General features: G+C 58.8%; 16 protein-coding genes. 9 read left to right on the top strand and 7 right to left on the bottom strand.

The genetic code is table 11. The features are described 5' to 3' along the window. Nucleotides 1–30: 30 nt before the first annotated feature. Together J0X15_RS20370 and J0X15_RS10525 are read left to right on the top strand one after the other, a co-directional pair. Nucleotides 31–1743: an ABC transporter permease gene (locus J0X15_RS20370; RefSeq protein ID WP_206940474.1), complete on the top strand. Its 1713-nt coding sequence runs from the start codon at nucleotides 31–33 to the stop codon at nucleotides 1741–1743. Nucleotides 1744–1753: 10 nt separating this feature from the next. Continuing rightward, nucleotides 1754–2455: an ATP-binding cassette domain-containing protein gene (locus tag J0X15_RS10525; protein WP_231710374.1), complete on the top strand. Its 702-nt coding sequence runs from the start codon at nucleotides 1754–1756 to the stop codon at nucleotides 2453–2455. A 42-nt stretch (nucleotides 2456–2497) separates the two neighbouring features. Here the strand turns inward: J0X15_RS10525 and bfr are convergent, their stop codons facing one another. Both bfr and J0X15_RS10515 read right to left on the bottom strand, forming a co-directional pair. Then, nucleotides 2498–2992 carry a bacterioferritin gene (gene bfr / locus J0X15_RS10520; RefSeq protein ID WP_206940473.1) on the bottom strand — a complete coding sequence of 165 codons (495 nt, stop codon included), beginning with the start codon at nucleotides 2990–2992 and terminating at the stop codon, nucleotides 2498–2500. 161 nt (nucleotides 2993–3153) lie between these two features. Then, the gene (locus J0X15_RS10515) at nucleotides 3154–3396 is read right to left on the bottom strand and encodes a (2Fe-2S)-binding protein (RefSeq protein WP_206940472.1); all 243 of its coding nucleotides are present in this window, start codon (nucleotides 3394–3396) and stop codon (nucleotides 3154–3156) included. Nucleotides 3397–3526: 130 nt separating this feature from the next. On the opposite strand from J0X15_RS10515, the gene J0X15_RS10510 reads away from it, so the two are divergent. Both J0X15_RS10510 and J0X15_RS10505 read left to right on the top strand, forming a co-directional pair. After that, nucleotides 3527–4285, top strand: a complete 759-nt coding sequence (locus tag J0X15_RS10510) for an SDR family NAD(P)-dependent oxidoreductase (protein ID WP_206940470.1) — start codon at nucleotides 3527–3529, stop codon at nucleotides 4283–4285. A gap of 149 nt (nucleotides 4286–4434) precedes the next feature. Then, the gene (locus J0X15_RS10505; protein ID WP_206940468.1) at nucleotides 4435–6864 is read left to right on the top strand and encodes a methyl-accepting chemotaxis protein; all 2430 of its coding nucleotides are present in this window, start codon (nucleotides 4435–4437) and stop codon (nucleotides 6862–6864) included. A 98-nt stretch (nucleotides 6865–6962) separates the two neighbouring features. On the opposite strand, the gene J0X15_RS10500 is transcribed toward J0X15_RS10505, so the two are convergent. The 5 genes from J0X15_RS10500 to J0X15_RS10480 form a co-directional block, all read right to left on the bottom strand. Beyond that, nucleotides 6963–7763, bottom strand: coding sequence for an FAD binding domain-containing protein (locus tag J0X15_RS10500; protein ID WP_206940466.1), 801 nt, complete (start codon nucleotides 7761–7763; stop codon nucleotides 6963–6965). Between the two features lie 12 nt (nucleotides 7764–7775). After that, the gene (locus J0X15_RS10495; protein ID WP_206940464.1) at nucleotides 7776–10136 is read right to left on the bottom strand and encodes a xanthine dehydrogenase family protein molybdopterin-binding subunit; all 2361 of its coding nucleotides are present in this window, start codon (nucleotides 10134–10136) and stop codon (nucleotides 7776–7778) included. Nucleotides 10137–10199: 63 nt separating this feature from the next. Beyond that, nucleotides 10200–10688 (bottom strand): (2Fe-2S)-binding protein, encoded by a 489-nt coding sequence (locus J0X15_RS10490; RefSeq protein ID WP_206940462.1) that lies wholly within the window; start codon nucleotides 10686–10688, stop codon nucleotides 10200–10202. Nucleotides 10689–10833: 145 nt separating this feature from the next. Continuing rightward, the gene (locus tag J0X15_RS10485; protein ID WP_206940460.1) at nucleotides 10834–11535 is read right to left on the bottom strand and encodes an SRPBCC family protein; all 702 of its coding nucleotides are present in this window, start codon (nucleotides 11533–11535) and stop codon (nucleotides 10834–10836) included. A 284-nt stretch (nucleotides 11536–11819) separates the two neighbouring features. Further along, nucleotides 11820–12800, bottom strand: a complete 981-nt coding sequence (locus J0X15_RS10480) for a GAF domain-containing protein (protein WP_206940458.1) — start codon at nucleotides 12798–12800, stop codon at nucleotides 11820–11822. Nucleotides 12801–13040: 240 nt separating this feature from the next. Here J0X15_RS10480 and J0X15_RS10475 point away from each other — a divergent pair, with 240 nt between their 5' ends. The 5 genes from J0X15_RS10475 to J0X15_RS10455 all read left to right on the top strand — a co-directional run bounded on the left by J0X15_RS10475 (nucleotide 13041) and on the right by J0X15_RS10455 (nucleotide 18201). Then, on the top strand, nucleotides 13041–13997 hold the full coding sequence (locus tag J0X15_RS10475; RefSeq protein ID WP_206940456.1) for a class I SAM-dependent methyltransferase: 957 nt from the start codon (nucleotides 13041–13043) through the stop codon (nucleotides 13995–13997). Further along, nucleotides 13994–14833 carry a TrmH family RNA methyltransferase gene (locus tag J0X15_RS10470; RefSeq protein ID WP_206940454.1) on the top strand — a complete coding sequence of 280 codons (840 nt, stop codon included), beginning with the start codon at nucleotides 13994–13996 and terminating at the stop codon, nucleotides 14831–14833. Before J0X15_RS10475 ends, J0X15_RS10470 begins: the two co-directional genes overlap by 4 nt. 12 nt (nucleotides 14834–14845) lie before the next feature. Next, on the top strand, nucleotides 14846–15706 hold the full coding sequence (locus J0X15_RS10465; protein ID WP_206940452.1) for an SDR family oxidoreductase: 861 nt from the start codon (nucleotides 14846–14848) through the stop codon (nucleotides 15704–15706). A gap of 171 nt (nucleotides 15707–15877) precedes the next feature. After that, the gene (locus J0X15_RS10460; protein WP_209015246.1) at nucleotides 15878–16492 is read left to right on the top strand and encodes a hypothetical protein; all 615 of its coding nucleotides are present in this window, start codon (nucleotides 15878–15880) and stop codon (nucleotides 16490–16492) included. 23 nt (nucleotides 16493–16515) lie between these two features. Then, nucleotides 16516–18201: a methyl-accepting chemotaxis protein gene (locus tag J0X15_RS10455; RefSeq protein WP_206940450.1), complete on the top strand. Its 1686-nt coding sequence runs from the start codon at nucleotides 16516–16518 to the stop codon at nucleotides 18199–18201. Nucleotides 18202–18318: the final 117 nt, after the last annotated feature.

The following is an 18318-nucleotide window of genomic DNA, read 5'->3' as shown; positions in this document are numbered from 1 at the left end:
AAGGTGACGCTGCGCACCGGGAAATTTTGGGTGGTTCTTCCCTGGGTCGTTCTGGGCCTGATACAGCTGGTTCCCCTGGCGGCAGGCGCCATTGGCCTGGTGCTGCCTTTGGCAGTGTCTCCGGCGTCAGGCCCGCTGGCTCCCGGCTTTTCCGGCCAGGGCCAAGCGTCCGCTGTGCAGCTTCTGCTTGCTCAACCCGGGCTGTCAAAGTCCGTGTGGCTCAGCCTGACAACCGGCCTGTTTGCCACCGCCCTTGCCTTTGCCGTCGTGGTTCTGCTGCTTGCCGGATGGATCGGCACACGGACACTTGGCATGCTACGACGCTGCCTGGGGCCGTTTCTGGCCTTACCTCATGCAGCAGCCGCCATCGGCCTGACGTTTCTGCTGACCCCTTCCGGCCTGATCTTCCGCGCGCTGTCACCCTGGGCCACAGGGCTTGATCGGGCACCGGACCTGACGATCGTGCAAGATCCGGCAGGGCTGTCCCTGATGTTGGCGCTGACCGCCAAAGAAATCCCGTTTCTATTGCTTATGGCCCTCGCCGCCCTGCCGCAAACCCGCTGCGAAGACTATTTGCGCACAGCCCAAAGCCTCGGGTACGGGCGTTTCAAGGCCTTCATTTGCCTCGGTCTGCCCGATCTCTATCCGCATCTGCGACTGCCCATTCTGGCAGTGTTGGCCTTTGCCGCCTCGAATGTCGATATGGCGACGATACTCGGTCCGACCCTGCCGGCCTCCCTGAGCGTGCGCATCGTTGCCTGGATGAACGATCCAGCGGCGGATCTAAGGACGGCTGCGGCCGCAGGCGCTGGCCTGCAAGGGCTTATCTGTGCCGTCTGCATCCTCCTTTGGCTGGCCGGCGAGCGTGTCGCCAGCACGGCCGTCAAGGCAATCGCGGTCGACGGAGCCAGAGGCCGTGCCGACCGGGTCTGGAAAGTCGTTGGCCTCAGCCTGACATGGGCGCTCTTCGCGTTGCTCAGCGGCGCCATCGTCTCCATCGCGCTTTGGTCAGTTGCCAGAGGCTGGTTTTTCCCCGACCTGCTTCCGGGCAGCTGGACGCTGGGCAGCTGGCGAAAAGTGTTGCTTCAGGACACCGGCCCGCTCGTCACCACCGTCGTGCTGGCTGCGCTCTCTAGCGGCCTGGCGCTGCTGCTGGTGATCTGGATCTTGGAAACCATGAGCCGGCGACAGCTGCACAACGGCTTGGCTCCGCGTGAGAGCTCGGCCTTGCGGGCCATGATGTTCTTTCCGCTGATCCTGCCGCAAGTCTCGCTGCTGCTCGGGATCCATGTATGGTTCCTCATTCTGCGGGCAGACGGCACCTTTTTCGGCGTCTTGTTCGCACATCTGATTTTCGTGCTGCCATATGTCTATCTGTCCATGGCAGGGCCGTGGTATCGGCTTGAGCCAAACCTGCTCCGCAATGCTCAAAGCCTGGGCCTTTCCGACAGCCACAGCTTTTTGCAAATCAAGCTGCCGATGTTGTTACGACCTCTCCTCACGGCTTTCGCCATCGGCTTTGCTGTTTCCGTGGCACAATATCTGCCAAGCCTGATGATTGGTGCCGGTCGCTGGCCAACCCTGACTACCGAAAGTGTGGCTCTGGCCAGTGGCGGCGCCCGGCGGCCTGCGGCGGTTTACGCCCTGCTGCTGATGGTGCTTCCTGCCTGCGTCTTTATCCTCGCTACTCTTATTCCCGCCGCAGCTTTCCGCCATCGTCGCGGCATGCGGCATTCCAGATGATCCGCCGACCATGAGCCAAACCCCAATGCCCCCTCACGCCAATACCTCAAGCGGTCTTGATCTGAATGCGGTTCATCTGCAGGTCGAAGGCAAAAGCCTGCTGACGATCGATCACGTGATTGCAGAGCAAGAAACGCTGACGGTAATGGGGCCCAGTGGCAGTGGTAAATCGAGCTTGCTCAATCTCATTGCCGGATTTCTACCTACCAGCTTTACGGTGACGGGAGATGTGAGGCTGGCGGGCCGCTCACTGCTCGGGCTCCCCCCGCAAGCCAGACACGTTGGCATCCTGTTCCAGTCGCCTCTGTTGTTCCCGCATCTATCCGTCGGAGAAAATCTTCTTGTCGGACTGAGGTCCGAGGCATTGGCAACAGGCTCATGGAAGCTGCGACGTGAGCGCCTTGCCGCACGCCGGACGACTGCAGAACAGGCACTGGCAAGTGTCGGACTGGATGGGTTCTTCGGGCGGGACCCGGCAACGCTCTCCGGCGGCCAGCAGACCCGGGCAGCGCTGATGCGGCTGCTGTTGAGCCAGCCGAAAGCCCTGCTTCTCGATGAGCCGTTTTCAAGCCTGGACACGGCGCTGCGCGGAGAAATCCGCAGCCTGACGTTTGAGCGGGCGAAAGCCGCCAGCCTACCGGTGCTGCTGGTCACGCATGATCTGGAAGATGCGGAAGCAGCGCAAGGGCCTGTCATCGATCTCGGTCGATAACAGATCGCCTCCTCACGTGGACTGCTGACCGGCCTATTCAGCTTACGAGAAAGCGCCGGGTGTGTCGGCAGGCACAGCGTTCAACTGACCATACTGATCGGACCCGATACGCTCGATAAGCTCAAGCTGGGTTTCGAGAAAGTCGATATGGGCTTCCTCGTCCTGAAGCAGGCTTTCAAAGAGTTTCATCGACACGATGTCGCCCGCCTCGACGCAAACCTGCCGCGCTTCGTGGTAAAGTGCCCGCGCCGTGTACTCTCCGGCCAGATCGCACTCGAGGCAGTCCTTCAGGCCAGTGCCGATCCGCAAGGGGTCAACCACCTGAACATTGGGCAAGCCTTCGAGGAACAGGATACGGTCCATCAGCTGTTCAGCGTGCAGGCGCTCCTCCTGGGACTCTTCCATCTCCTTGCGAGCCAGGGCCGCATAGCCCCAATCGTCCAGAAACCGGGCGTGCAGCCAGTACTGGTTGACGGCTGTCAACTCGTGGCGCAGTGCCTTGTTCAGGTATTCAATGACGCGTGGTTCGCCCTTCATCGAGCGTTTTCCTTTTCTTTTCAAAGCTCTCTATGAAGGTAGCGTTGCCTGCCCCTGTGAGCAAGCGCTTTGCAGCAGGCTTCAGGACGCAAGAGAGAAGCGCGAAAGGAGGTTTCGGCATCTTCAGCACTGGTCGCCGGCGCGTTTCGATCTATTTATAATCAGGCCCCAACAGCGAGACGAAGACGGCCATAGGCTGTGTTTTCGCCGGAGCGGTCTTCAGCTGTTTGTTCGTGGATGAGGCGAACAACATTCGGAAAGCAGTTGCCGCACTTTGGACGACAGCCTAAACGACGGAAGACAGCACCCGGTGTCGGCACTTTGCCCTGTGGGTCCGCCCGCATTTCGTCAGCCACCTTGCGCAGCTGTTTGTCCGACAACACATTACACGAGCAGATGATCATTCGGCCGTCCGGTTGTTGTTCGTTTTTGGTATGCGATCTGGCATAGATGAGATAGACCGCATATCTAAAGTGAACCCTTAAAGTCAACTTTTACTAACCTACTTGGCATCCCGAAATCAAGGCACCTCGCATGACCGCACAGACCTCCAAGGACGAACGGCCTACTATCGTATTGACTGGCGCAAGCCGGGGCATCGGCCATGCGACGGTGAAAAAGTTTTCTGCATCCGGTTGGCGCGTGATCACCTGTTCACGCCACGCTTTCTCTGACAAATGCCCTTGGCCGATGGGCCCGGAGGACCACATTCAGGTCGATCTCTCGGATCCGGAAAACCTCGGTTATGCCATCCAGGAAATGCGCAAACGGCTGGAACCCAACGGATCGCGGCTTCACGCACTTGTGAACAATGCGGGCATCAGCCCAAAAGGCGATGGCGGTGAACGCCTGAATTCCATGAACACGCCGATGCACACCTGGCGTCATGTCTTTCAGGTCAACTTCTTTGCGCCAATCATGCTGGGACGCGGTCTGTTCACAGAATTGAAGAACGCTGGCGGCAGTATCGTCAACGTCACCAGCATCGCAGGCTCGCGCGTTCATCCTTTTGCTGGAACGGCTTACGCCAGTTCAAAAGCCGCTCTGGCGGCGCTGACGCGCGAAATGGCCGCAGACTTCGGGCCGCATGGTATTCGCGTCAATGCCATTGCACCCGGTGAAATCGACACTTCGATCTTGTCACCGGGCACAGAGAAGATGATTGATGACCTGCCGCTGCGCCGGCTGGGCCGTCCGGACGAGGTCGCCGACACGATACATTATTTGTGCAGCGCACCATCTTCTTATGTAACCGGGGCCGAAATTCATATCAACGGCGGACAACACGTTTAAATAACAGATGATATTTGTGCCAAGGACAGTCTTAAGACTATAGTATATTTCCCTGTTATTTTAACTAGACCGATAGTTTACAGGGAATAAACGTTTCTACCCTAAAGTTCGGCCTTCAATAACGAGGTCGCATTGGGGCAGGAGCACCTATGACGAAATATTGGGGTGGATTGAACAACCTTCGTATCGGGAGAAAGATCGGAGGCGCGTTCACGGCAATTCTCATACTGACAGCGATTGTCGGAGCGGTGGGGATTGTTTCTTTGAACAGTCTGGAGTTGCGGATCCGCAACGTTGCGCAGGCGCTCGGCATCCTGGAAGATCTGAACAACGTCAACTCCGTTCAGCATGCCTATCTGGAAATGCCGACGGCAGACAATGCAGCCACCACCAGAGAAGCCATCGAGGCCCTCGGCAGCCACTTGAGCAAGCTGAAAGCCGATAACACCAGTCCCGCCTCAATCGCCAATATCTCGGAAGCTCAGGATGCCGTGACCGGGCTTGGCGGCACCTTCTCCAGTCTGACGTCCGCTTTCGATGCTCGCCTTCAGTGGGAAGCGAAGGTCGATACGGCCGTTCAAGACCTCAGCCAACTTGCTGCTGAAGTCGACAAGAACGCCGAGACACAGCGCCAGTCCGCCACTTCGGAAGCCCAGACTGCCCGCTTCAGCCGCGACCGCGCGACCCAGCTTTCCGGCTTGATCGGCGGCATCGAGCAAGGCGCTCTGCAAGTAGGGCAGCTGTTCACGGCCGCGGGTTCCTCGCACAACGGGCCGGAAATGCAACAAGCCCTGGCCAAGGCCGAAGGTCTTCTGCCCTCGGCAGAGCGAGTGATAGCCCAGGCCTCAGCCGAGCCCTCAGTTGAACTTGCTCCCTTGGGGGAAGCAACCGTACTGATGCACGAGAAGCTGAGCGCCCTGGTGGCCAGCACCGATTTCATGTCGATCTTTTCCATGAAGGTCGACGTGCAGGACATCGTCAAGAAAGTCATCGCCCAGGCTGGCACGGTTCGCGACAGCTTGCAGTCCAGCATTGTCTCGGTGGAAAAGACGACGGAGCAGGCCAATTCAAAACTGCAGGCGGCCGACAGTGTTTCACGCGCCGCCAGCGCCTTGAGTGCCGGTGCTGAGCGTGTCAAATCCGCCAGCCTCGAATATCTGACCAACCGCAACGGCACAACCGCAGACGATGTGCGCGCCCAGTTTGAGGCAGCCGTCGGTATTGAGCCTGACCTTGCGCGCCACGCGGCCCGGTTCAAGAGCCTGGAAGCTAATCTGGCCGGCTTCGCCGACATCAATGCGCGCTTTAGCGAAGCCTTCGATGGTATTGTTGCAGCCAAGGCAGAAGCCATCCGCCAACAGGATATCATGGCGGTTCTGGCTGAAGATGTGACCCGACTGGTCGACGCGCTTTCCACAAGCCAAACCAATGAAGCTTCCCAGTCCTCGCAGATGGCGATGATTGCCATCGGCGTCGCCGTGGTGGTGGCCTGCCTTCTCGGTGTGCTGCTGGCGATGGCTTTGAACATCGGCGTCTCGCGGCCAATCCGTTCGTTGACGTCCGTCATGTCCAGCCTTGCGGCCGGAGATCTATCCGTCACGATCGACGGTCTCAAACGCAAGGATGAGATCGGCGATATGAACCGGACGGTCCAGGTGTTCCGCGACAACGCTACGGAGCGTCAACGTCTGGAAGAACATGCAAAGGCCGAACAGGCAACCAACACGGCACGCCAGGCGCGTATTGAAGACCTGATCAACAGTTTCCGCAGCACATCCGCCGGGCTGCTCGGTTCTGTTCAAAGCACGGCCCGTGAACTGGATCAGACGGCCCATACGCTGGATTCGCTGGCCAAGACCAGTTCCTCCCATGCCACAGAAACCACGCAGGCCTCTGAAGTTGCGACAAGCAATGCCGAAACAGTGGCGAGTGCCGCAGAGCAACTCGCAGGCTCGATCGCTGAAATCTCACGCCAGGTGAGCAGCACGACCGATATCGTCGGGCGCGCAACAGAAGGTACCCGCATCACCAACCAGAAAGTGGAAGGTCTGGCGTCAGCCGCCAACAAGATCGGTGAAGTCGTGACACTTATTCAGGCCATCGCCGAGCAGACCAATCTGCTGGCACTGAATGCCACCATCGAGGCAGCACGCGCCGGCGAATCCGGCAAAGGCTTCGCGGTGGTCGCGGCAGAAGTGAAAGAACTGGCCAACCAGACCTCCAAGGCAACCGAAGAGATCGGCAGTCAGATCGCGACGATCCAGGGCGCATCGAAGGAATCAGCCAATGCCATCGCCGACATTGCCGGTATCATGGAAGAGGTTAACACCTACACGTCCTCCATCGCCTCGGCGGTAGAAGAGCAAGGGGCAGCCACGAACGAAATCACCCAAAGCATCCGCCTGACGGCGGAAGGAACGCAGGTGGTTTCGCGCACCATGAGCGAGCTGGCTCGCTCCGTCGACGAAAGCAACGAAGTCGCCCGCTCCGTCCTGCACTCATCCTCTGCTGTTGCCAGCAACACGGATGAACTCAACGCAGAAGTCGAACGTTTCCTCAAAGAGGTTGCCGCGGCTTAAGGCGGGACCGCGCCAACGTCTGATAGCAACGAAATATCAATGAAAAACGGGCGGCCCTGAGGGTCGCCCGTTTTTTGCATTCACTCAGAGTGACTAGCTCAACCAGCAGCAGCAACCGCGCGTTTGGCCATCACTGTCACCAGATTGGCGCGATACTCGGCCGTGCCGTGGATGTCGGAAAGCAAGTCCCCAGCATCAACGGAAATACCGGCAACGGCATCAGCAGACCAGGTCTCTGCAAGTGCCTGCTCCATTGCAGCGATGCGGAAGACGCCGTCCTGCCCTGCCCCTGTTGCGGCAACGCGGACGGACCCATCCTTGGTCTTCGCCACAAAGACACCGGCCATGGCATAGCGCGAGGCAGGGTTCGGGTATTTGGAATAAGCGCTCTTCTCTGGAACCGGGAACGATACCGCAATGACGATCTCGTCTTCTTCCAGAGCCGTTTCGAACATGCCAGTAAAGAACTCCTCCGCCGACAGCTCACGGGTACTGGTGGTCACTGTGGCGCCAAGTGCGACGAGGGCCGAAGGATAATCGGCCGCCGGATCATTGTTGGCGATCGAACCTCCCATGGTTCCCATGTGGCGCACCGCTGGATCACCGATGCAGGCCGCCAGATGGGCCAACCCCGGGATCAAACGCTTCACCACATCGCTCGTGGCGACATCATAGTGGGTGGTGCCCGCTCCGATGCGCAGCGCGCCACTATCTTCCGCGATGCCCTTGAGGTCATCAATGCCGCCCAGATCGACCAGATCCACAGGCGCCGCCAGCCGTTGTTTCATCGTCGGGATCAACGTCTGACCGCCGCCGAGGTATTTGGCATCTTCCGACCCGGTGAAGAGCTTGCCTGCCTCCTCCACCGAAGACGCCCGATGATAATTTGTCTCATACATGGTCAGGTTCCCTTATTCCGCGGCCTGGGGCAGTGCGCCCCGGCTGGCCCGCCACACGCGCTCTGCCGTGGCCGGCATGGCTAGGTCGTTGTTGTTGATCGCGTCGGTGATGGCGTTGATCACTGCCGGCGGCGAACCAATAGCGCCAGCCTCCCCGCAGCCTTTCATGCCGAGCGGATTGCCGGGGCAAAGCGTTTCGGTGGTCAGCAGCTGATAGGAAGGCACATCATCGGCCCTTGGCATCGCGTAGTCCATATAAGAGGCCGAGAGAAGCTGCCCGTTTTCGTCATAGGCAGCATTTTCCAGAAGAGCCTGGCCGATGCCCTGGGTCAGACCGCCATGCACCTGCCCTTCGACGATCATCGGATTGATGATCTTGCCGAAGTCATCGGCAGCAACGAAGTTGACAATCTCGGTCTTGCCCGTGTCAGGGTCAACCTCGACTTCGCAGGCATAAGTCCCAGATGGAAAAGTGAAGTTGGTCGGGTCGTAGAACGCCCCTTCCTTCAATCCTGGCTCCATTCCCTCGGGCAGATTATGTGCCGTATAGGCGGCAAGAGCGATCTCGGAGAACGACAGTTTCTTGTCGGTCCCCGCGACCTTCAGGACCCCGCCCTCGATCTGGATATCCCCTTCCGAGGCTTCCATCAGATGGGCGGCGATCCTCTTGGCCTTGGCTTCCACCTTGTCCAGCGCCTTGACGATGGCCGACATGCCGACGGCACCGGAGCGCGAGCCATAAGTCCCCATGCCGAACTGCACCTTGTCGGTGTCGCCGTGGACAATTGCCACCGTTTCCGTGCCAACCCCAAAACGCTCCGACACCAGCTGGGCAAAGGTCGTCTCGTGACCCTGACCGTGGCTGTGCGAGCCGGTGAGAACTTCAATTGTGCCAACCGGATTGACCCGCACTTCCGCCGATTCCCACAGACCAACTCCGGCCCCGAGCGAGCCGACAGCTGCCGAGGGTGCAATGCCACAGGCCTCAATGTAACAGGAGAGGCCCATGCCACGCAGTTTGCCACGGCTGGCGGCTTCCGACTTGCGCGCCGGAAATCCGTCATAATCGATGGCCTTCAACGCCGCATCCAGCGTCGCATCATGGTCGCCGGCGTCATAACACATGATCACCGGGGTCTGATGCGGGAAGGAGCGGACGAAGTTCTGGCGACGGAAGTCGACGGGTGACATGCCCACCTCCCGCGCCGCAGTCTCAATGATGCGTTCCACCACGAAAGTCGCTTCGGGCCGCCCCGCCCCACGATAGGCATCCACCGGCGTCGTGTTGGTATAAACCGCCTTGACGTTGGCATGGATTGCCGGGATGTCGTATTGGCCTGACAGCAGCGTCGCATAAAGGTAAGTCGGGACCGACGATGAGAAGAGCGACATGTAGGCGCCCAGGTTGGCGACGGTCTTTACCCGGAAACCAGTGATCTTGTTGTTGGCATCCAGCGCCAGTTCCGCCACCGTCTTGTGGTCGCGGCCATGGGCATCCGTGAGGAAGGCCTCCGTGCGATCAGATACCCATTTGACCGGACGCCCCACCCGTTTGGAGGCCCAGAGCGCCACGATTTCTTCCGGATAAATAAAGATCTTGGAACCGAAACCACCGCCTACATCCGGCGCAATCACCCGCAGCTTGTGCTCCGGCGCGACGTTGTAGAAGGCTGACAGCACCAGACGCGCCACGTGGGGGTTCTGAGATGTGGTGTAGAGCGTGTAGTGCTCTTCCGCCACATCGTAGTCCGCAACGGCTGCCCGAGGCTCCATCGGATTTGGTACCAGACGGTTGTTCTCGATCTCCATTCGAGTGACATGGGATGCTGAGGCGAAGGCCGCGTCCGTCGATGCTTCGTCGCCGATCTCCCAATCAAAGATCAGGTTGTTCGGCGCTTCGGGATGCAGCTGAGGCGCCCCATCCAGGAGAGCGGCAGACGCACTGACGATTGCCGGCAACTCTTCGTAGTCGACGTTCACCGCGTCGGCTGCATCACGAGCCAGTTCCTGCGTGTCAGCGATGACCACCGCAACAGCCTGGCCGGTGTGGCGGACAATCTCTGATTCAAGAGCGCGCCAGGCGCCCATGTTCATCGGCGATCCATCCTTGGAATGCACCATCCAGCCGCAGATCAGGTTGCCAATGCCGTCAGCGACCAGTTCATGTCCGGTCAGCACGGCTTCCACACCGGGCATTTCCAGTGCAGCACTTGCATCGATGTTGGTGATCTTGGCGTGTGCATGTGGCGACCGGACAAAGGCCGCATAGGTCATGCGTGGCAACACCTTATCGTCGGTGTATTTGCCTTTACCGGTGATGAAGCGCTTGTCTTCTTTCCTGAGGGCGCGTGCCCCAATACCTTCGACTCCCATAACTCTCCTCCCAAGACAGCTGGAACATGTTGCAGATGGCGATCGTCGTCTGGTCTTTCCGCGTTATTCTGCGGCGGTCTGCAGGGCTGACATCTGGTCGGCTGCAGCTTTGATTGCCTTGACGATGTTGTGGTAGCCGGTGCAACGACAGATGTTGCCTTCCAGCTCGTGACGGATGGTCTTCTCATCGAGATTTCCGCCATGCCGCTGGATCATGTCGACAGCGGTCATGATCATGCCGGGCGTACAGAAGCCACATTGCAGGCCATGGTGCTCCCGAAAAGCCGCCTGTACAGGATGAAGTTCGGCGCCATTGGCCAGACCTTCAACGGTCAAAACCTCGGCATTGCTCGCCTGAGCTGCCAGCATGGTGCAGGATTTCACGGCGCGACCATTCACATGCACGACGCAAGCGCCACATTGTGACGTGTCACAGCCAACATGAGTCCCCGTCAGGCCCTGTGCCTCGCGGATATAATGCACCAGAAGGGTCCGATCTTCCACATCGGCCGTCACCTTCTTGCCATTCAAAGTCATGGCAACTTTTGTCATTTATCTCTCCCTCAAGAAAAGACCGGACCTCTGTTTGATCTGGCCTCTTAATCCATCAATTTTCGGCCGGCTCCTTTTCCGGCTTCTCGTTTCTCGCTCGGCATGCACCTGGCTCCTCTTCCAGATACACGCCGACCGGCATTTGTCAGTTCATCACTGCCAATGCGGCAATCATCACAGCAAGAACGATAAGCCCCCACATGTAGGGACCTCCGAGAAACCCACGGCCTGCCGCGACTTCCACCCGTTCTTCAGCGTCCTGCAACTGTTCTTCGATAGCGTGCTCGACGTCTTCAACAGCGTCAGCCGTATGATAGGCCGCGTCTTCCGTTGCGATATGCCTGGCTTCTTCGGCTAGGGCCGGATCGAGCTCGTCTTGCAGCTCTGTAGCAAGCTCTTCCGACTGCGGACCGGCGACCTTCTCGGAAAAAGCCCGGAAGAAATCATCGGCCATCTTGCGCGCAGTGGAATCAATCAGCCGGCTGCCAAGCTGGGCCAGCTTGCCCCCCACCTGTGCCGAGGCCGTATAGGTCAAGATGGTGTCCGTGCCGTCTTCAGCCAAATGCACATCGGCCCCCCCCTTGGCAAAGCCGGCCACGCCGCCTTTGCCTTCACCAACAATACGATAGCTTTCCGGAGGGTTCAGGTCCTGGAGCGTTACTGAGCCTTTGAACTTGGCTTTCACCGGACCAATCTTCGAGGTGACAGCAGCCTGCATTTCGGTGTCGCTGGATTTCTCCAGCGTTTCACAGCCGGGTATACACTCCCGCAGAATTTGCGGATCGTTGAGCGCTAGCCAAACCGTTTCGCGCGGCGCGGCAATACGGTGCTCACCTTGAATATCCATGTCCTCGCCCATTTTCCTTTTTCAGCTGGATCTCGCGTCGATCCCACTTGAAAAAGCCCTGGCTTCTGTTTGGTTCCGCCCCTTGGGCCCCTGATCCAAGATCAGAAAACGACAGGATTTCCGAGCGGCACCAGAGCCGTTGCTTTGAGAGTGGCGCCTGAGCGCGGCCGGGGCAAGGGGCTTCGCAAAAGCTTGCTGAAAAATATGTCCGAACCGTATCAGGTCAGACAATGCCTTAAAGATGCAATGGGCAGGAGCAGGCGCCCCGGAGAAGGCAGCAGGGTTCAGCAGTCGGGGTCGGCAATACCGTATTGCTTCATCCGGCGGTACATGGTCGCCCGGGAAATTCCGAGATCCCTGGCGGCAGCCGAAACATTGCCCCGACGTCGCAACAAGGCGCGACGAATGTCGTTCGGTCCGCCTTTGGTGCCTGTGATCTGTGGCGGTTCTTCGCGACGCTGGATTTCGGCCAGCGAGGGAAGACGCGCCAGAACATCATCGCAGATCCCGAGGGTCTTGCGTGCCAGCCGCGTCGCGCCGAGCACAAGATCATTGTCATCCACGGCCAGCAGCGCAACACCTGAGGCTCCATGTCCCTCCGCCATCTGAATGCGACAGTTCGGGAAGGCTTGACGGAACAACTCGGTCTCGATCGCGTGAGCACTGTCGATGACCACCGTCGAAAGAACCAGCGACATGGCATAGGTCATGTCATCACGGCAGCTGGACAGATCGAGCGCTGCCACCAGCTCGCCAAAAGCGCCAAAGACCGGCGCAGACATGCAGCTCAGCCGGGTATTGCTCGTGAAAAAGTGCTGATCCTGATGAATGATCATCGCCCGTTTTTCAACCAGGCAGGTGCCAATGCCGTTGGTCCCCGCCAAAGCCTCACTCCAGGTGAAGCCTTTGGACAACCCCCAACGATCGAACTCGCGACTTTCCGCAGGGGCCGCCTGCGATTCGATGATCAGACCACTCTCGTCGGACAGGATCGCGCAGCACCCGACCTTGCCGGCCGAGCGGACCAGACGCTCCAGCACGGGAGCCGCCACCTGCAAAACGCTGTGGTTACGTTCCTGAACTTCTTCCAGCTTCGACGCCTCGACCCGCTCCGGTCGCTGCGGCGGCGTGGCGGGATCAAGCCCGTGATACATCATCGACCGGCGCCATGAGGCGGCAAGGCTCGACGTTGCGGCTTGCGCGCTGTCCTGGACCGTTTGCACGACCAGATCCACATGGGATCTCGTCACATTTACCGATTGCATCGAGATGGCTTTCACAAGAACTCTATCTACGTATTTCCCCTTTCAATCGATCAAATGAGGCGGGTCTTGTCAAAACTTTTTATGTACCGGTGCGTTTACCATGCCAAAGGTGACAATCCGGCAACGCACCGGACTGACGAAAAATCGGCCAGCTTCATTGACCCGGAGCGCTGCCGGGCCTAATGGCTTGTTGCAAAGAACCCCCTCAAGTCCCCCTGAGAAAGTGCTCCCTCGGCGACCATGACACGCACTGACACAACATCTGCAAGCTTTTCCAAGCCCGGCTCTGCGCCGCAGCAAAACTGGCCTGTCATTCTGGAGACAGCGGGATGGTCGGATTATCGACTGCTGGACATGGGGAGAGGCCGCAAGCTGGAGCGCTACGGGCGCTACACCATCGACCGGCCAGAGCCGCAAGCCATGGGCACACCGCGGCTGGACGACACCACCTGGCAGCGGGCAGACGGTGTCTTTACCGGCGACACCGATGAAGAGGGCCCAGGGCGCTGGAAATTTGGCGGCAGTGTCGATGAAACCTGGCAGATGTCCTATGGCCCGGCACGCTACATCGGTCGCTTCATGTCCTTCCGCCATGTCGGCGTCTTTCCCGAACAGGCAGCGCATTGGGATTGGGTCAACGACAAGGTGAAGCAGGACATCCCACGGCGTGGCGACCGCCCGCTGAAGATCCTCAACCTGTTTGGCTACACCGGTCTCGCCTCGATCCTTCCGGCAGCCCATGGCGCCCACGTTACCCACGTAGATGCCTCCAAGAAGGCCATCACCTATGCCCGCGAGAATCAGGAGCTTTCAGGACTGGAAGACCTGCCGATCCGCTGGATTTGTGAAGACGCCTCGAAATTCGTGGCCCGCGAAGTGCGACGCGGCAGTACATACGACGGGATCATTCTTGACCCGCCAAAGTACGGTCGTGGCCCCAAGGGCGAAGTCTGGGATCTTTACACCAGCCTGCCGGAGATGCTCGCCAACCTGCAGCAGCTTCTGGCCAAGGATGCGCTGTTCATGATCCTGACCGCCTATGCGATCCGTTCAAGCTTCCTGTCCGTGCACGAGTTGATGGCTGAAACCCTCCACACACAGGGCGGGCTGCTGGAGTCTGGCGAACTGGTCATCCGCGAAGATCAGGGCGAGCGGGCCCTCTCCACCTCACTCTTCAGCCGCTGGAGTAGCCGATGAGCGGTTTCGACAAGGTCAAGCGCGCCGGCGCGGTCAAGCAGGTCACCAGCCATTCCAATCCGCTGGTCAAGGAAATCAAAGGCCTGGTCTCGCAGCGCAAGCATCGCACCCAGTCGGGGTTGTTTGTTGCCGAGGGTCTGAAGCTTGCGACCGATGCCCTGGAGGCCGGCTGGGATGTACGCTATCTGGCCATCGGGCCGGAGGCACTGGAAAATCCTATCGCCCAGAAAGCCGCAGCCACGGCGAAGGCTCGAGGCGCACTGATCCTTGAGGTCAACACCGCAGTGCTGTCCGCGATGACCCGCAAGGACAACCCTCAGATGGTGGTTGGCGTTTACGAGCAGCGCCTGCACGCGCTTGCCGAACTGTCGCCGTCCCAGGGCACCGTCTTCGTTGCACTCGACCGGGTGCGCGATCCCGGCAATCTCGGCACCATCATCCGGACGGTGGACGCTGTCGGCGCCAGCGGCGTCATTCTGGTCGGCGATTGCACCGATCCGTTCGCAGTGGAAACCGTGCGCGCCACAATGGGGTCGCTGTTCCACATACCGCTGTACAAGACCACCAAGCCGGAGCTGAAGGATCTGATCAGCAAGTGGCCGGGGACTGTCGCGGCGACCCATCTGAAGGGATCGGTCGACTACCGCACGCCTGTTTATACGGACCCAACGCTACTGGTGATGGGCAACGAACAGCAGGGACTGGAACAGGATCTCGCCGATTGCTGCAAGACGCTGATCCGTATTCCCCAGACCGGGCAGGCAGACAGCCTCAATCTGGCCGTCGCCACGGGAGTCAGTCTCTATGAAATCCGGCGCAACCACCTGGAACTCTAGGACTTGACCCGCATGCGGCTTTTTGTTTTTGGCATTGGATTTTCCTCGCGCGCCTTCATTGAAGAGGTGCGCGACAAGTTCAACTGGGTCGGCGGGACGACGCGTTCGCCTGACAAAGCCGCAGATTTGAAGGCAGCAGGCATAGAAGCCCTTCTGTTTGACGGCGAGACTGCCTCAGCGGGACTGACAGACGCCCTGTCGAATGCGACGCACGTACTGGTTTCCATCGCGCCTGGCGAGACCGGCGATCCGGTTCTGGCCGCCTGTGCGCCTGCACTTCAAGCCGCGCGACCGGTATGGATTGGCTATCTTTCCACGGTCGGCGTCTATGGCGACCATAACGGGGCATGGGTAGATGAGGACACTGTCTGCAAGCCAGTGTCGAAACGCTCCGTGCAACGCGTTGCAGCAGAAACGGCCTGGCTGGAGTTTGCCGCTCAGAATGACCTGCCTGTCCAGATTTTCAGACTGTCGGGAATTTATGGCCAAGGCCGCAATACTTTCGTGAATTTTCAAAAGAACAAGGCCCGACGTCTAATCAAGCCGGGACAAGTCTTCAATCGCATTCATGTCGAGGATATTGCAGGGGCCGTAGCTGCATCACTGCGCAAGCCGATGACGCGCATATACAATGTGACGGACGATATGCCGGCACCACCTCAAGATGTGGTCGTCCTGGCCGCCAGCCTGCTGGGGGTCGCCCCTCCGCCTGAAATCGCCTTTGAGACGGCCGACCTGACTCCGATGGCTCGCTCTTTTTACGGAGAGAACAAGCGTGTCTCCAATCATCGCATGAAAGCCGAACTCGGCTACAACCTTCGATATCCTACCTACAAAGACTCACTACCGGTTCTCGTCACCGATTTCCTGTAGGTAACTGCCAAGTTTTCGCTGAAATTAGGGCGAGTTTATTCTTTGACACAACCTGAAATTTCAAACCAATATTAAAACTAGGTAATCCTACCCATAAGATTGTTTGAAATATTTCGTCTTTGTTTATTATTGAATGGCATTTTTATGGGAACCAAAAGCGAGGCCCAAAAGATGCTTCATGCACGTTCCCTTCTTGCGGCGGGGATTTTCTTCTTTTCCCTCCCCGCAGCCACATTTGCAGATTCGACCGCCCCTGACGCTAAGGCACTGATCACCGACAAGGTGATCGAAACCGCACGCGGCTGGCTGGCCAATCCTATTGTCGGCCTTTCGGTCAACAGCCAGAACAAGCGTCGAGGCGCTTTGAAAGCTGAAGATATCGAGGCGCTTGATCAGAAGTGGCGCACTGAGCGCGAGATGGACGACAAGCCACTGATTTCCGCGACCTTGAGTGCCCCGCTCTCCATCTATCTGTTGCGGATTCAATCGGAAGGCATCGGCCTTTATCGCGAGTTGTTCGTCATGGATGCCAATGGCCTCAACGTCGGGCAGAGCGCTATCACCGGCGATTACTGGCAGGGCGACGAAGCCAAGTTCCAGAAAACGTTCCCCGAGGGGAAGGGCGCCATTTTCATTGATGAGGCGGAATGGGACGAAGAATTCGGCATCTGGAAAGCGCAGCTGAACCTGACGCTCTCTGATGAAACAAGCGGAGAGCCCATTGGGTCCGCGACCATCGAATTCAACCTGACCGAATTGCAACGCCGTCAGGGCTTGTCCAGCTAAGCGTATTCTTGAGAGAGAGAAACATGTTCAAGAACTGGTCCGTCACTCAAAAGAGCGCTGCCGCCTTCATTGCCCTGGCACTGATTGGCGCGGCTGCCGGTGGGGTCACCTACTTCAAGTCTGCCACGGTCACGACCCAGGCAAACGTCGCCAGTGAAACCCGCGATGTCATCAAGCAAGCCTTGTCCCTGGAAAAGGAAATCCTGCTTCAGGCCATGACCGCAAAGACCTTCCTGCTCACAGGTGAGCAGTCTCTGCGATCCAAGACCATCGAGATCGGCAAGGACGTCGAGGCAAAAACCACCTCCATGAAAACGCGCATCAATGGCATTTCGCCAGCGTTGGCTGAATCGATGAATGAAATCGAGGCCGCATGGCGCACTTGGATGAGCCAGATCACGGATCGACAGTTTGCCATGATGCGGACGCCGGAAACCGTTGATATGGCGCGCGCCATCGAACTGACGCCAGAGTCGCAGGAAATGCTGACCAAGGTCATCAGCACGACTGATGAGCTGATCAAGCGGCTGGACATCATCGGCCAACAGACCGAGGCGACCCAGACCAGTGAGCTGAACCAAATGCAGTGGCTGGCCATGGGAAGTGCGACATCCATCGTCTTGCTCGCCATGGTTCTCGGCCTGGTCAACTTCCGCAGTGTCTCACGTCCTCTGGCCCAGCTATCGGGCGTGGTTGAAGGCCTGGCAGAAGGCGACACGACGCAGACCGCCGACATGGGTGATCGTCGTGATGAAATCGGGAAAATGGCCAATGCCCTCGGCATTTTCCGAAACAACCTGATCAAGACACGCGAACTGGAAGAGCGTGCCTCGCATCAGAAGGAAGAAGCTGAACGCAACAAGCGTCAGGAAATGGACCGTGTTGCCCAGGACTTCGAGAACACGGTGCTCTCTCTGAGCGATGAAATGATCACGTCCCTGGATCAGCTGTTCGAGAAGTCCGGCACCTTGAGCGCTCTCGCCGATGGGACGACCCAGCAAGCTCTGTCTGTCTCCGCAGCTTCCGAGCAGGCGACCAACAACGTCAATACGGTCGCTGGCGCAACAGAAGAACTGTCGGCCTCCATTCGCGAGATCAACGAACAGGTTCGCGCCTCGTCAAAGCTGGCAGCTGAAGCCACCACCGAGGTCGAGCGCTCCAACTATGCCGTGGAAACCCTGCAGCAGGTTGTCGCCAAGATCGGCGACGTCACCAGCCTGATCAACGAGATCGCCTCGCAGACCAACCTTCTGGCCCTGAATGCCACCATTGAGGCTGCACGCGCCGGCGATGCGGGCAAAGGCTTTGCGGTCGTGGCCTCCGAGGTCAAAGCCTTGGCGGAGCAGACATCGAAGGCAACGGAAGAGATTGATCGTTCAATTTCCGAAATGCGGGCTGCGGCCAGCGAGAGCATGGAAGCAACCAACAGCGTTGCAGAGATGGTCCGCTCCATTGCAGAGCGCGCGTCGCAGATGGCTCAGTCCACCGATCAGCAGGACGCCGCAACCCGAGAGATCGCGTCCAACGTGTCGGAAGCTGCCAATGGGACACAGTCGGTCTCCCATTCGATCTCCGAGGTCAGCAACGCTGCCAGCAGAACGAACGAATTGAGCACGGATATGCGTGGTGGAGTGGAACAGCTACACGGTCGGTCGTCGACCATGCGCGAAGCCATGAACCGATTCCTGTTGCAGATCCGGGCAGCCTGATAACGGCTTACCTGATACGGGCTGATGGAACTGACCTCCCTGACGTCCCGACGCCGCGGCTTGTCCGCGGCGTTTGCCGTTTAAAGACAGGCCCGAATGCTGCTTGCAGAGCCTCCC

Origin of the sequence: Roseibium limicola (genome assembly GCF_017313085.1) — a bacterium.
GTDB lineage: Bacteria > Pseudomonadota > Alphaproteobacteria > Rhizobiales > Stappiaceae > Roseibium > Roseibium limicola.
This window is presented reverse-complemented; position numbering and strand designations above follow the sequence as displayed.